Raw genomic sequence first — 13,896 nt, 5'->3', positions numbered from 1 at the left:
ATTCGCTTCGCGAGAGGTGTGCTGCTGTGGTCGAACGAGTCAGCTGGGTGCCGGAAGGCGTCAACGTCGACGTGCCGAGCTCTGCCCGGATCTACGACTACCTGCTGGGCGGCGGGCACAACTTCGAAGCGGACCGCGAGACTGCCGAGGCACTGATCAAGGTGCTGCCGGTGCGGGACATGGCGCGCCGCAACCGCGCGTACCTGCGCCGCGTCGTCCTGGAACTGGCGGGTCCGGGCGTGCGGCAGTTCCTGGACCTGGGTTCCGGCATCCCGACGGTCGGCAACGTGCACGAGGTGGCGCACGAGGTCGCTCCCGACTCGAAGGTCGTGTACGTCGACTTCGAGCCGGTCGCGATCACGCACGCCGAGCTGATGCTGGCCGGCGAGCCGAACGTGACGGCGTTGCTGGGCGACCTGCGCGAGCCGGAGAAGGTCGTCGCGCAGGCACGGGAGCTGCTCGACTTCTCCCAGCCGATCGGGCTTCTCGTCGTCGGCGTCCTGCAGTTCATCCCGGACTCGGACGATCCGTGGAGCGTGCTCTCCCGTTACGTGGAATCGCTCTCGTCCGGGTCGTACCTGGCGCTGTCGCACTTCACCGCGGACAGCATGCCGGCGGCGATGGCGGCCGGTGAGGAGATCTTCGCCCGCACCGCGGAGCCGATCACGCCGCGGACGCGTGCCCAGGTGACGGACATGTTGTCAGGGCTGGAGATCGTGGAGCCCGGCATCGTGTTCACGCCCGAGTGGCGGCCCGAGACGCCGGAGGACGTCGGCTCGGACCCGTCGAAGGCCAACCTCTACGCCGCGGTGGGCCGCAAACCCTGATGGCCATCGCGCCCCTGGCACAGCGCTGGGCGGCTGTTCTGATCGAGAGCGCGTACTCGCCGATGTCACGGCGAAAGCTGACGCAGCATCTCGAGGAACACGCCGCCCGGTTGCGTGCCTCGCAGACCGGTGTCGATCAGGCTGGGCCGGCGGTCGGCGCGTGGCTGGTGCGCAAGCGTTTCACCGGCCCGGACTCGTTGCGGCGCACGCTGGAGGTCCTCGCCGCGGAGTTCCCGCCCGACGTGCTCGGCGCGCTGGCGGCCGGGTACGTGCGGGCGACGCGCGACCAGCTGTTCGCCGAGCAGGAGAAGGTCAAGAACGCGCTGCTGAAGGCCGTCGAGGACGCTCAGCGCGACCTGCACGACAGCGAGGCCCGGTTCGCCCAGGTCTTCGCGTCGACCGCGGTGGGCATCGCGATCTTCGACCTGCAGGGCACCGTCGTGGAGGCGAACGAGGCACTGGCGTCGATCCTCGGGTACGAGGAGATGCCCAAGGAGCTGTTCGCCGAGGCCGACGCGCTGGCACTGGCGTCGGCGGGCGCACGCATGATCGTGTCCTCTGTGGACACTGACCGGCGCGAGTGGGAGCTGACGCGCCGCAACGGTGACACGGTGTGGGCGAACGTCGTGCTGTCGGTGCTGCGCGGGTCGGACGGGCTGCCGAAGTTCCACGTGGCGCTGATCGAGGACGTGACCGAACAGCGGATGCTGCAGGAGTGGTTGCGGCACCAGTCGTTGACGGACCTGCTGACCGGGCTGCCGAACCGCGGGTCGTTCCTCGACAAGCTGGAGTCGGCGCTGGCGTCCGGCGAGCCGCACACGCTGGGGTACCTGGACGTCGACAGCCTGACGATCGTGAACGACGGCCTGGGTCATGTCGCCGGCGACGCGGTGCTGGTGGAGGTCGCGCGGCGGTTGCGGGTGGTGCTGCCGGACGCGGTCGTGGCGCGGGTGGGTGGCGACGAGTTCGCCGTGCTGATCCAGGGTTCGCCGGACGTCGCGGCGCTGGCGGCGACCATCGACGAGGAGCTGTCCGAGCCGGTGTACCTGGAGGGCGCGGGCGTCGCGGTGTCGACATCGATCGGGTTCGTGCACGCGGCCGGGCCCGGAGTCGATCCGATCGCGGTGCTGCGGCGGGCGCACTCGACGTTGCGGCGCGCGGAGACCGGCGGCAAGAGACAGTGGGCGATCTACGACCACGAGGCCGACGTGGCTGATCGTGGCCGGTTCGCGCGGATCGCGGCGATGCCCGGTGCCTTCGAGAACGGCGAGATCTCTGTCGAGTACGCGCCGGTGTCGTGGGTTTCGGGCTCGCTGGCCTTCGTCGAGGCGTCCCTGAGGTGGGGTGCTTCGCGGCACGACGACGTCGTGGCCTATGCGGACGCTCTCGGGCTGGCCGCGCGCGTCGGGCAGATGGTGTTGCAGGACGCGTGTTCGCGAGGGGAGCCGGTGCTGATCCGGTTGTCCCGGGACCAGTCACGGGATCCGGACCTGGCGGCGCACGTGCGGTCGAACCTGCGTGCGTGTGCTTTCCCGGCTTCGTCGTTGTTCCTGGCGCTGGACGTGCGGGCGATGCCCGACGGCGAGGAGAACCTCGAGGTGCTGCACGACATGGGTGTCCACGTGTTGCTGCACGAGTTCGGCGGCGGGTTCACCGGTTTGTCCACTGTGGACCGGAGCCCGGTGTGGGGCGTGCGGCTCGCGTCGCCGCTCTCGGAACGGCTGGCGCGGCAGGGACTGGCGCTGATGGTGCCGTTGCTGCGATCGGCGGGAGTGCACGTGATCGGCGGTCCGGGCGATCGCGACGAGCTTCAGGCGCTGGGCGTGGACCTGGCGGTAGGCCTCCCGCGATAGTTCCGCGGGAGACCTACCTTCTTCGTCAGATCAGGCAGCGTCCTCGACCGTCGCGAGGTCGGCCTTGGCAGTACCGGCGAAGTTCCGCTCGACACGGGACTTCTCCGCCGCGTTCGGGGCGACGCTCTTGCAGGGAATGCCGCCGGTGGAACCGGACATCAGGCTGGAGCACGGACCGGGCTTGATGTCCGGCAAGCCCAGGATGTGCCCGATCTCGTGGGCGGCGATGCGGATCTTGTAGTAGCCCTGGTCGACCGCCTGCTTGCCCATCCAGATCTTGCCGTTGCCGAGCGTCGTCGGCTGTGCCCGCGGCCAGCCGGGGTCGGACACGATGGTGAAGTTCGCGCGCGTCCCCGCGGCGGCCTTCCTGATCTGGACGTTCTTCACGCTCGCGTTCCAGACCTTCACGGCCTCCGTGATGTCCGACTCGTACAGAGCCGCACCGGTGGAGTCGTAAGTGATGGTGCGAGCTGCTTGTGCGGTGCCCACGACGCCGAGAGACAGGGCGGCGGCGCTGGCGAGCACAGCAATTGTTTTGCGCAGGAACACAGGAATCTCCTCGCAATGCAGGGTAATTGCATCCCGACTGTATCGCCGAAGCGTTGGCACACAAGAAGAGTCAAGTGTCAAACAGCCCTGACACGGTCCAGAACCCTGGTAGGTGAGCCCCTCCTGCGCTGCGGTTTTGCGCTCCACAGCCACGAACAGACCGCCGCCAGAAGAGGGGTATAACTGTTGACGCCCTCTGGATCTGATGGTCCAGAGGGCGTCAACGAGATGAGGCGGTTCAGGCGAACGACGGCTGGCGCAGCGCGTGCTCCACCAGCGCGATCAGGATCTGTTTCGTCGACTGCCGGTTCCGTGCGTCGCAAGGAATTATCGGCACCGAGGACGGGATCGTCAGCGCGTCCCGCACCTCCTCGGCCCGGTGGTGCATCAGGCCGTCGAAGCAGTTCACCGCGATCACGTAAGGCAGTTCGCGGTCCTCGAAGAAGTCGATGGGCGCGAAAGCCTCGTCGATCCGGCGCGTGTCGACCAGGACGACGGCACCGATCGCGCCGCGGACCAGGTCGTCCCACATGAACCAGAACCGGTGCTGTCCCGGCGTGCCGAACAGGTACAGGATCAGGTCCTTGTCCAGCGACACGCGGCCGAAGTCCATGGCCACCGTGGTGGTGACCTTGTCCGGGACCGCGGACAGGTCGTCGACGCCGACCGAGGCCTGCGTCATGACGGCCTCGGTGGTCAGCGGGGTGATCTCGGAAACCGAGCCGACGAACGTCGTTTTACCGACGCCGAACCCGCCCGCGACGACGATCTTCGCCGACGTCGCGGTCAGGTCGACCCCAGGTGACCCGGGACGACCCGGAGCACCGTTGCTCATGGGGAGCTTCTCTCTACTCAGGCGCGCATGGAAACGTGCAGCTGGGCACGGATCTCCGGCGTCAGCTGGAGTCCGACCCGTTCCACCAGGCGGGTCATCGCGTAGCCGATGAGCCCGATGTCGCAGTTGGGCGCGGCGAGCACGGCGAGGCAGGACCCGTCGCTGATGGACATCAGGAAAAGATAGCCCCGTTCCATCTCGACGACGGTCTGTTTCACCTCACCCGCCTCGAAGCAGCGCGCCGCGCCGAGGTTCAGTGAGACCAGACCAGAGGATACGGCGGCCAGCTGTTCGGCACGGTCGTGCGGGAGGCGGTCCGACGAGGCGAGCAGCAGACCGTCCGCCGAGACGACGATCGCGTGCGCGACACCGGCGACCCTGCTGACGAAGTCCTCGACCAGCCAGCTGAAGTTGTCCAGTTCCTCAGTCGCGGTGGTCACTGGTGTTCCCTTTCTGCGATCACGGGGATGCCGCCGACGGCCGAGTCGAAGAGCGAGTCACGGCCCATCTGGACACCCTTCTGGTACGTGGCGAACCTCTGCCGGAGTCGTTCCGCGGAACGGCCTCCGGTCCCGGCGGCCGCCAACTGGGGAACGGGGGACGACGGTTTAGGAGAGGAGCCCGGCACCAGGCGCGCCTTCGGGACGCGTTTGGGCAGGCCGTTCTCCGTCGTCTGCGCGGGCACGCTGCTTTCCAGCGCCCCGGCGGCACGCCAGCCCTCGTCGGCCGATCCCCAGTCGGACACGGCGAAGTCTGCGACCGCGCGCGGCACCGCCGTTGGTGCCTCGGGCTTCGAAGGTTCCGGCGAACGCTGCCGCTTGGGCAGGCCGTTCACCGTGGAAGGTTCGGACTCGTCGTGTTCCGGCTCCGCTGCCGGAACGTCCTTTGTGGAGGGAACGATAACAGTGGCCTCGCCGGCCGTGGAGACCACACCGCCGGGCCGCTGCGGTGACGCGGCCGGGGTCATGAACCACCGGGACAGGCTGTCGGCGTCGATCTCCTCGACGTCGAGCTCGTCCCTGACGGCCGGGAAGATCTCGGTCGCCGAGTCGGCGGGCTCTGCGGGCCGCTCGATCGGCGGCTCGTAGGAGTAACCGTCCTCAGAGGACCCTTCGGCCGCCTCGACGCGAGCGGTGAACAGGCCGTCCGCGGACGTCTGCTCGATGCGATGACGTCCGGAGGACTCGTCGGGCTCCTCGGCAGCGGCCGGCAGCAGGACCGGGTACTCCGGCGTCCACTTCGGCACGCCGGCGAGACCCTCGTTGGTGGTCTCGACGGGCGTGGCGACGGGCAACGGCAGCGCGGGCGCGGGTCCCTTGTGCAGCAACGAGACCGGCAGGATCACCTGGGCGGTGACGCCACCCTCGATGTCGTCGTTGTTCGCGAGCGTCACGCGGATCTCGTGGCGCTTGGCGAGCTGGCCGACCACGTACAGGCCCATCTCGCGGGCCACCGAGACGTCGACCTCCGGCGGCTCGGCGAGCTTCGCGTTGGACTCGACGATGTCCGCGTCCTGCATGCCGACGCCGCGGTCGTGGATGCGGATCGCGATCTCGCCCTTGCGGGTCTCGATCGTGCGCACGGTGACCTTGGTGGTGGGCTTGGAGAACGCGGTCGCGTTGTCCAGCAGCTCGGCGACGAGGTGCGCGAGGTCGTTGACCACGCGGCCCTGCACCATCAGGTCCGGCGTCGGCGCGATCTGGACGCGCGCGTACTTCTCGACCTCGGACACCGCGGCGCCGAGCACCTCGGCGACCGCGACCGGGCGGGTCACGCGGCGGTTGACCGTCGTGCCGGAGAGCACCAGCAGGTTCTCGCTGTTGCGGCGCATCTGCGTGGCGAGGTGGTCGAGCTCGAACAACGACGCCAGGTGGTCGGGGTCCTGCTCGTCCTGCTCGAGCCGGTCGATCACGCTGATCTGGCGTTCCACCAACGCCTGCGAGCGCCGCGACAGGTTGATGAACATGTCGTTGACGTTCGCGCGCAGTGCCACCTGCTCGACGGCGAGGCGGACGGCTTCGCGCTGCACGAGGTCGAACGCCCGCGCGACCTGGCCGACCTCTTCGGTCGTGTTGAGCGGCACCGGGACGATCGCCTCTTCCGCGGCGCGTTCGGGGTCGCGGTGCGAACGGATTCGGCGAATGGCCTCGGGCAGCTGGTTGCGGGCGACGTCGAGCGCGCTGCGGCGCAGGATGCGCAGCGGCCGCAGCATCGACTGCGCGACCATCGCCATCAGACCGAACGCGACGAGCAGCGACGCGGCGACCAGTGCGGCGTCACGCCACGCGTCGGTGCGCGCGATGCTCGCGAGGTTCGAGGTCGTGGCGTCGGCCTGGCCCTCCAGGTCCACCGCGACCTCGCGCAGCAGGTTCGCGGTGTCCTCACCGATCTTGAGGACCTCGGCGTCCGTGATGGACACCGGCTTGCCCTCGGCGTCCTGCGCCAGCGCGAGCTTCACCAGGCGGTTGCGGCCGTCGACGGAGGAACCGGACACCTTGTCCTGGAACTTCTGCTGGTTCTGCGCGGAGGCCACGTCGTTGAACTCGTTGAGCGCCGCGTCCAGCCGGGACTGCGCGGCACGCAGCTCGTCGGCGCCACCGGGCGCGAAACCCTTGCGCAGCGCGGTCGCGGTGAGGATCGAGTTCTGCTGGCCGAGCTGCTCCTGCGCCTGGTACAGCGCCTGCGCGGCGGAGACCAGCGGAACGATCGCCGGTTCGCTCAGGCTCGAGATCGCGGCACGGTGCACCTGGCCGAGCGAGGCGATGATCTGGTTGTAGGCACCGATCACGGCCATGTCCGGGTACTTCGTGCTCAAGATCGTGATGCGCAGGCTCGCCAGGCCGTCCAGCGCCTGCAGCGACTTGCCGAAAGCTTCCTTCAGGGGCGCGCTCAACGCGGTGGCCGTCGCGCCCGAGTCCCGATATCCGCCCAGTGCCGTGTCGGTGAGGCCGGTGCGGGCGGCGTGTTCGGGACACGCGTTCTGCCTGCCTGCGGCGACACACTGCACTGCCCAGTCGCGCTCGACCTGAAGCGCGTTCTCCACCTTCGCGGCCTGGTGGCTGACAGCGAGTTCGCGCTGGACGGTGCCGAACAGCTCCACATCGTCGAGCTGGGTGTTCAGGCGCAGGCCCGCGAGAGTCGCGGTGCTCAGGGCCGGAACTAGCAACACCACCGCGAGCTTGCTCCGCAGCCGCCAGTTGCGTAGGCGGAACCGGTCGATGCCTCGCTGGTCCTCACGACCGCGCACCGTCAACACTCCCCGCCCCGTTTAATAGCTGCAAACCTGGTGGATCTTGGTGTAAAACACACGGTTCTCATACCGCCGTTCGGACGACAAAAACAGCTGGTTCGAGAATCAACAACTTGTGAGCTGGGCGGCTAAACGGCCCCTTACCGATAATTCATCTGGAGGAAACGAGAGCGCGGGCGACTGTGATCACGGCGCGATCACAGTTGCCCGCGCTGTTCGTCAACTGCCGGAGGGCTGGATGAGCATCGGCTTGACGTCGAACTCCTTGTCGAGCAGCCCGTAGCGCTGCATCAGCTGCGGGATGCGCTGCAGCCGGGTCGCGTCGAGCGTGGTCGGGAAGGCGCCGAAGTGGACGAGACCAGCGGTTTCCTTGTCGACCTTCGCGTATTCGACGAGCAGCGGCTCGACCGTGGGACGGTCGGCGGCGTCGGCCTGGCCCTTGGCGATCGCACGCTGGAACGCGGCCACCGTCTTGGGGTTGTCCTGGGCGAACTTGCCGGTGGTCGCGAAACCCGCGATCGGGATGTTGTCGGTCGGGCCGGACGCCGCGTCGAGGATCTTGACCTGGCCGGCGGCGCGCTGAGCGCGGGTGATGAACGGCTCGACCATGAACGCCGCGTCGACGGTCTTGTTCGCGACCGCCGCCTGCATGTCCGGGAACGGCAGCTCCTTGAACGTGACCGTCTTCGGGTCGACGTTCGCGGCCTCCAGGGTCGCCTTCGCGGTCAGTTCGGCGATGTTCTTGAACGTGTTGATCGCGATGGTCTTGCCCGCCAGGTCCTGCGGGCTCTTGATGGCGGAGTCACCGGCCGCCAAGATCAGGAACATGTCGGGTTTGGCCTGGTAGCCGTCGGCGATCAGCTTGATGCCGCCGACGTCCTTCCCGACTGCCTTCGACTCGGCGAGGAAGTACGAGACCCAGTTGCCGAAGGTCATGTCCAGCTCGCCCTTGACCAGGCCGGGGATCGCCTGAGCACCACCCTGAATCGTTTTGAGCTCGACCTCAAGGCCCTCTTCCTTGAAGTAGCCCTTCTTGTTGGCCACGTGCACTGAAGCCACGTCGAGGATCGGCAGGACCCCCAGGGTGATCTTCGACTTCTCCACCTGGCCGTTGCCGGACGCTGCGGGCGCCGGCTCTTTGCCGCCGAGCAGTCCACAGCTCGCCACGGTGGCGAGCAGCGTGGCAAGGGCGATGCCACGGACGGCCATACGGCGGACTCTTCGAGTCATCGGGAGCACTCTCCTGTCGGAGCGGTGTCGTCGTTGCGGGGTTAGCGCGACGGTCAACCACTCAGAGTAGTGATACTGCTCCAAAAGACCCCAGTTGACCGACACGCGCAGGTTCCAGTCCACTACCTGCGGTGAGCATCTAAGCACAGCAGGTCTAGCGCTAGGAGAACCTCAGTTGAAGCGCGCGGTAGCGGTCGTCGGCGCCGGGCCGGCCGGTCTGACCTTGGCAAACCTGATCCAGCAGTCAGGTATCGACTGCGTCGTCCTCGAAAAAGCTAGTCGTGCTCATGTGGAAACCCGGCAACGGGCGGGAGTCCTGGAACATCGCTCCGTAACCATGCTGGAGTCGCTCGGACTCGCCGATCGTTTACTGATGGAAGCAGACCGTCACGGAACGTGTGAATTCCGCGTGAACGGACAGGCGTTCCAGGTGGCGTACAGCGATCTGTACGGAGGCCGCAACCACTACGTGTACCCCCAGCAGGAAGTGGTCAAAGACCTGATCGGGTCTTTCCTGGACGCCGGGGGTGACATCCGCTTCTCGGTCAGCGACGTGGAGTTGCGAGACCTGACATCTTCTGAGCCGTCCGTGTACTGGACCAGCGCCGATGGTGTGCGCACGTGTGTCAGCGCCGACTTCGTCGCCGGGTGCGACGGGTTTCACGGCGTGTGCCGGCCGTCCATTCCCGAGGGGGTGCTGTCAGAATTCACGCACCAGCACGGGATTGAGTGGCTGGCAATTCTCGCGGAGGCCCCGCCGTCGACTAAAGCCATCATTTATGCATTGCACGAGGATGGTTTCGCCGGACACATGCTCCGGTCACCTTCCATATCGCGCTTCTACCTCCAGGTGCCGGTCGGAACTAAAGCGTCGGATTGGTCCGACGAGCAAGTGTGGGAGGCGTTGCACAAGCGCTTCACACTGCACGGCTCACCGTGGTCGCTGACCGAGGGCAAGATCATCGAGAAGCGCGTGCTGGACATGCGCAGCCACGTCGTGGAGCCCATGTCGTACGGACGGCTCTTCCTGCTGGGTGACGCAGCCCACATCATCAGCCCGGTCGGCGCCAAGGGCATGAACCTCGCCATGAACGACGCCGCAACGTTCGGACGTGCACTGATGGACTTCTACGCCACCGGGTCCGAGACCGGCCTCAAGACCTACTCGGAGGACTGCCTGCGCCGCGTCTGGCGGGCCCAGGAATTTTCCCAGTGGATGGTGAACATGATCCACACCGACGTGAGCTCGCCGTTCTTCGGACGCCTGGCGCAGGCCCGGCTGGAGCACCTGGCCGAGTCACCTGCCTACCGCGCGACCTTCGCGGAGAACTACGTCGGCCCCTGAGGGCACAGATCTCGCCCTCTGGGGTGAGTCCCGGGGTCCCCTAACGAGTGACACCGTCCCCCTAGGGATCTCGTTTCGTCACGATCTGGGGCCAACTCCCGATGCCGGGGGATGTCGTTCATCCATACGGTTCAACACGACATCCCCCGATTCAGCTACAGGAGCTTGAGTCCCATGCAGCAGCAGACCGAGACGACCACGGTGCAGACCGGCCCGACGACGGTCCAGTCGGGTGACACCACCGTCGAGACCGGCGGCACCACGGTGCAGACCGAGCAGATCACCCTGCACGACTTCACCCTCGGCCTGCTGACCGACCTGGACGCCCGCGAGGCGTTCCAGCAGGACCCGCTCGGCTGCCTCGAGGCCGCCGGCCTGAGCGACATCACCGCGGGCGACGTCCACGACATCCTGCCGCTGGTCCTCGACGCCGCGTCCGTCGCGAACGTCGACGCGATCGACGACGTCCTCGGCGGCAGCGAACTGCCGGCCGTCGACAGCCTGCTGCAGATCGCGGGCAACGCGGAGGGCGTCACCAACGTGGCCGACGTGGCGAACCTGACGAACATCGCCGCTCCCTCCGCCATCACCGCGCTGGTCTCGGACTTCTCCGGCCTGGGCGACGTGTCGAACACCCTCGACGCCACCGTTCTGAAGGGCACCGACGTCGTCTCGAACGTCTCGGACAACGCCGTGATCACCAAGGTGACCGACGTGGCGGACGTGCACGACGTGTCCAACGTGCTCGTGAAGGACCTCGACACCGACGTCCTCACCAAGAACGCCGTCGACGCCAACGTGCTCGTCAAGCACGCCGACGTGCTGGTCAAGGACGTCGCGGACGTGCACGACGTCGCGAACGTGACCGACAACGTGGTTCAGGACGTCGCGCAGGTCGGCGACGTCCACAACGACCTGCACCACGACCTCGGCCAGGTCATCGGTGACGTCAACGTCGGCGACATCCACGTGCTCGACGGCATCGGCAACCACAACGACGTGGACGTCCACTTCTGAGTCGTTCCTGGCGGTTCACGGGGGAACGGATGGCAGGCACCCCCAGCACTCTGCCCCCGAGTGCGGGTGCCTGCCTCCCCCAGGTCTTGCTCACACACCCTCCCGCAGTACTTCGCACGGTCGATGGCTTCTCGTTGGCTGGCGGGCCTTCTCGCAAGCCCTGTCGCCCGTGCGACGCAGATCAGCCCCGGACCGCGGCGGTCCGGGGCTGATCCGTTCTCAAGCCTGGTCGTAGAGCGTGCCGACTCCCCGCTTCATCGCCTCACGAACGCGGCGCAGGTCCACAGGCGACCCGTGCGTCCCACCCTCGTCGACCGCGGTCCACACGTCCGGTGGCGCCATCCCGACCGGCAGGTCTAGGTACCAGGCGAACCCACGCGGCCTTGGCGGCACACCGGCGTCCACCAGGTACGAATTGACGAACGTGTCGATGATGTCCTGGTCCGGGTGCATAGGCACAGGCGTGCGAACGACCCGGCGCGGGCCGGCGACCCACGCCAGGAGCAGCTGGTAGCCGTTGTCCGGCAACGCCAGCAGCCGCCGGCCCTCGAGCAGCACAACCCTGTCCCGCCCGCCAGACACCTCTACAGGCTCCGCGTCGACGACGAGGAACAGGTTCCAGTCGGTCACTCGCGAAATTCTGTCAGGAAGAAACGGTCTCGCTGAGCGACTCGCGCTCCGCCGCGGCCCACTTCTCCACGTCCAGCGTGGGCTTGCCGACGTTCAGCAGCCGCGCCACCTTCGACCGCAGCGCCACGAACCCCTCGTCGGTCCGCGTCGTCACCTGGTCGCGCTCGGCGGGCAACGGCACCTCCAGATCGGCCACCAGCCGTGCGGGAGAACCCGACAACACCAGGATCCTGTCCCCCAGGTACACCGACTCGTCGATGTCGTGCGTGACCACGAGAACGGTCGTGTCGTGTTCACGGCGCACGCGAAGCAACAGGTCCTCCAGCTCGAACCGCGTCTGCGCGTCCACCGAGGCGAACGGCTCGTCCATCAACAACAACGAGGGCCGGTACGCCAGAGCGCGCGCGATCGCCACACGTTGCTGCATGCCACCGGAAAGCTGCCACGGCCGCTTGCGAGCCGCAGCGGACAGCCCGACCCACTCCAGCGCCTCGGCGGCACGCTTGCGGCGTTCGGCGCGCGGCAACGACCGCAGCGGGAACTCCACGTTGCCCTGCACCGAGAGCCACGGGAAGAGCGACCGCGAGTAGTCCTGGAACACCACCGCGAGGTGCGAGCCGTTCAAGGACACGTCACCACGCGAAGGCGCGACGAGCCCGGAGATCGTGCGCAGCAGCGTCGACTTGCCACACCCGGACGGTCCCACCACACACACCAGCTCACCGGCGCGCACGGTGAACGTGAGGCCGCCGATGGCCTCGTAGTCGCCGTAGGTGTGGCCTAGGTCGGCCACCTCAAGCATGTTGCTCATCCCGACTCCTCGGTTGCCACGCCAACACCCTGCGTTCCACCGCAAGCAGCGCGGTGTTGAGTCCGTAGCCGAGCACGCCCAACAGGACGACGCCGGCCCACATGCGCGTGTAGTCGAACTCGCGCTGTGCCTGCATGAGCTGCGATCCGATGCCGTTGTCCGTGCCCACGAGCTCGGAGATCACCATCAGCACCAACGACAAGGACAGGGACACCCGCAGGCCGGCGAAGATCTTCGGCGACGCGGCGGGCAGAACGACTCCGAGAACCCATTGCCAGCGCGGGATCTGGAAGACGGCGGAAGTGTCCACTTTGGTCACGTCGACGGAACGGGCACCGTCCACGCTGTTGAGCAGCACCGGCCAGATGACACCGAACACGATGGTCGCCAGCTGCATCGAGGTGCCGCCGCGGAACAGCAGCAGGAACACCGGTACCAGCGCGGGCGGCGGGATCGAGCGCAGGAACACCAGCAGCGGTCCCGCGTACTCCATCGCCCGGTCGGAGCGGCCCAGCAGCAGTCCCAGCGACACTCCGATCACCGAGGCGATGGCCCACCCGGACAGCAGCCGCGCGATCGACGGCACGACGTGGTCGGTGAAGTTCGCGGGCTCCACGACCCACCACTCCCACGCGGCCTGAAGGATCTTCGACGGCGGCGGGAAGAACGGGTCGTCGGCGAGCCAGCCGAGCAATTGCCAAATGGCGACGAGACCGGCGAACACGGTCCACCGCTGCAGGAACTTGGTCACCAGGCCACCCAACGCCGGCGGACGCGTTCGAGGCCGTTGTTCAGCAGGACGCCGATCGCGCCCGCGACCACGGTGCCGACCAGCACCTGGTCCATCCGGCCCGGCCCGCTGCGGGCCTCCATGATGAAGTAGCCCAGTCCCACCTGGCTGCCCGCCATGAGCTCGACGCTCACCATCACGACCAGCGCGGTCGTCGCCGCGAGCCGGATTCCGGTGAGGACGAACGGCAACGCGCTCGGGAGCGCTACCAGGAACAGCACGCCGAGCCGGCCGGTGCCGAAAACCCTTGCGGTGTCGACGAGAAGCGGGTCCAGTTCGTCGAGCGCGTAAATGGTGTTGAACAGGATCGGCCACAACGCCGCGTACACGGCCAGCGTGATCTTGGTTTCCGGACCGAAGCCGAGCATCACCAGGGCGAGCGGAATCAGTGCCACAGAAGGGATCGGGCGCAGGAACTCGATGACCGCGCGCGTCGCGTGACGAACGGCCGGGATGCTGCCGAGGACGAGTCCACTCGGCACCGCGATGGCGACGGCGATCACGATGGCGATCAGCAGTGCCAGGACCGTTGCCACGACATGACTGATGAACGCCGGCGAGGTCAGTTGCGTGACCAGCTCACCGAACACGACGGACGGTGGCGGCAGTGAGTCCGCAGGGAGAAGCGGAGAGCGTCCTAAGAGCTCCCACAGCACGAGAAACCCGGCGATGCCGAGGAGTCCCCTTGTGAACGCACGCACTCGGTCACCCTAGAGAGTGGATCTCCCCTTCACAATGCGTGCTTGCTCAACTCCAGGT

General features: G+C 67.4%; 13 protein-coding genes. 4 read left to right on the top strand and 9 right to left on the bottom strand.

Annotation, left to right across the window (positions count from 1 at the left end):
* The first annotated feature begins 26 nt into the window (after positions 1-26).
* Positions 27-827: an SAM-dependent methyltransferase gene (locus tag ABZ345_RS24025; RefSeq protein WP_359852701.1), complete on the top strand. Its 801-nt coding sequence runs from the start codon at positions 27-29 to the stop codon at positions 825-827.
* Positions 827-2,680, top strand: a complete 1,854-nt coding sequence (locus tag ABZ345_RS24020) for a diguanylate cyclase (protein WP_359852698.1) — start codon at positions 827-829, stop codon at positions 2,678-2,680. The genes ABZ345_RS24025 and ABZ345_RS24020 overlap by 1 nt, the downstream gene beginning before the upstream one ends.
* A 30-nt stretch (positions 2,681-2,710) precedes the next feature.
* Here ABZ345_RS24020 and ABZ345_RS24015 read toward each other — a convergent pair whose 3' ends face one another.
* The 5 genes from ABZ345_RS24015 to ABZ345_RS23995 form a co-directional block, all read right to left on the bottom strand.
* A complete protein-coding gene (locus tag ABZ345_RS24015) occupies positions 2,711-3,229 on the bottom strand; it encodes a snapalysin family zinc-dependent metalloprotease (RefSeq protein WP_359852696.1) in 519 nt (172 codons plus the stop codon).
* Between the two features lie 238 nt (positions 3,230-3,467).
* Positions 3,468-4,064: an ATP/GTP-binding protein gene (locus ABZ345_RS24010; RefSeq protein WP_045317309.1), complete on the bottom strand. Its 597-nt coding sequence runs from the start codon at positions 4,062-4,064 to the stop codon at positions 3,468-3,470.
* Positions 4,065-4,081: 17 nt separating this feature from the next.
* Entirely contained in the window at positions 4,082-4,504 is a 423-nt protein-coding gene (locus ABZ345_RS24005; RefSeq protein WP_030468876.1) for a roadblock/LC7 domain-containing protein, read from the bottom strand.
* The gene (locus ABZ345_RS24000; RefSeq protein WP_359852692.1) at positions 4,501-7,311 is read right to left on the bottom strand and encodes a nitrate- and nitrite sensing domain-containing protein; all 2,811 of its coding nucleotides are present in this window, start codon (positions 7,309-7,311) and stop codon (positions 4,501-4,503) included. The genes ABZ345_RS24005 and ABZ345_RS24000 overlap by 4 nt, the downstream gene beginning before the upstream one ends.
* Before the next feature lie 222 nt (positions 7,312-7,533).
* Positions 7,534-8,544: an ABC transporter substrate-binding protein gene (locus ABZ345_RS23995; protein ID WP_359852689.1), complete on the bottom strand. Its 1,011-nt coding sequence runs from the start codon at positions 8,542-8,544 to the stop codon at positions 7,534-7,536.
* A gap of 175 nt (positions 8,545-8,719) precedes the next feature.
* Here ABZ345_RS23995 and ABZ345_RS23990 point away from each other — a divergent pair, with 175 nt between their 5' ends.
* The gene (locus ABZ345_RS23990; RefSeq protein ID WP_359852687.1) at positions 8,720-9,889 is read left to right on the top strand and encodes a 4-hydroxybenzoate 3-monooxygenase; all 1,170 of its coding nucleotides are present in this window, start codon (positions 8,720-8,722) and stop codon (positions 9,887-9,889) included.
* A 174-nt stretch (positions 9,890-10,063) separates the two neighbouring features.
* The gene (locus tag ABZ345_RS23985) at positions 10,064-10,906 is read left to right on the top strand and encodes an IniB N-terminal domain-containing protein (RefSeq protein ID WP_359852684.1); all 843 of its coding nucleotides are present in this window, start codon (positions 10,064-10,066) and stop codon (positions 10,904-10,906) included.
* A 219-nt stretch (positions 10,907-11,125) separates the two neighbouring features.
* On the opposite strand, the gene ABZ345_RS23980 is transcribed toward ABZ345_RS23985, so the two are convergent.
* From ABZ345_RS23980 to ABZ345_RS23965, 4 genes are read right to left on the bottom strand one after another with little or no spacing between them, the layout of a single operon-like run.
* Positions 11,126-11,536: a DUF5956 family protein gene (locus ABZ345_RS23980; protein WP_359852681.1), complete on the bottom strand. Its 411-nt coding sequence runs from the start codon at positions 11,534-11,536 to the stop codon at positions 11,126-11,128.
* 13 nt (positions 11,537-11,549) lie between these two features.
* Positions 11,550-12,347: an ABC transporter ATP-binding protein gene (locus ABZ345_RS23975; RefSeq protein ID WP_359852678.1), complete on the bottom strand. Its 798-nt coding sequence runs from the start codon at positions 12,345-12,347 to the stop codon at positions 11,550-11,552.
* Positions 12,331-13,098 (bottom strand): ABC transporter permease, encoded by a 768-nt coding sequence (locus tag ABZ345_RS23970; RefSeq protein WP_359852676.1) that lies wholly within the window; start codon positions 13,096-13,098, stop codon positions 12,331-12,333. Before ABZ345_RS23970 ends, ABZ345_RS23975 begins: the two co-directional genes overlap by 17 nt.
* Positions 13,095-13,838 (bottom strand): ABC transporter permease, encoded by a 744-nt coding sequence (locus ABZ345_RS23965; RefSeq protein WP_359852674.1) that lies wholly within the window; start codon positions 13,836-13,838, stop codon positions 13,095-13,097. The genes ABZ345_RS23970 and ABZ345_RS23965 overlap by 4 nt, the downstream gene beginning before the upstream one ends.
* Positions 13,839-13,896 lie beyond the last annotated feature (58 nt).

The organism is Lentzea sp. NPDC005914, from assembly GCF_040629405.1.
Taxonomy (GTDB): Bacteria; Actinomycetota; Actinomycetes; order Mycobacteriales; family Pseudonocardiaceae; genus Lentzea.
This window is presented reverse-complemented; position numbering and strand designations above follow the sequence as displayed.

Bases quoted from the DNA above. Each gene is read 5' to 3' on its own strand.
- ABZ345_RS24020 (WP_359852698.1), top strand. From the start codon at position 827: ATGGCCATCGCGCCCCTGGCACAGCGCTGGGCGGCTGTTCTGATCGAG.
- ABZ345_RS23975 (WP_359852678.1), bottom strand. From the start codon at position 12,347: ATGAGCAACATGCTTGAGGTGGCCGACCTAGGCCACACCTACGGCGAC.
- ABZ345_RS24010 (WP_045317309.1), bottom strand. From the start codon at position 4,064: ATGAGCAACGGTGCTCCGGGTCGTCCCGGGTCACCTGGGGTCGACCTG.
- ABZ345_RS23985 (WP_359852684.1), top strand. From the start codon at position 10,064: ATGCAGCAGCAGACCGAGACGACCACGGTGCAGACCGGCCCGACGACG.
- ABZ345_RS23995 (WP_359852689.1), bottom strand. From the start codon at position 8,544: ATGACTCGAAGAGTCCGCCGTATGGCCGTCCGTGGCATCGCCCTTGCC.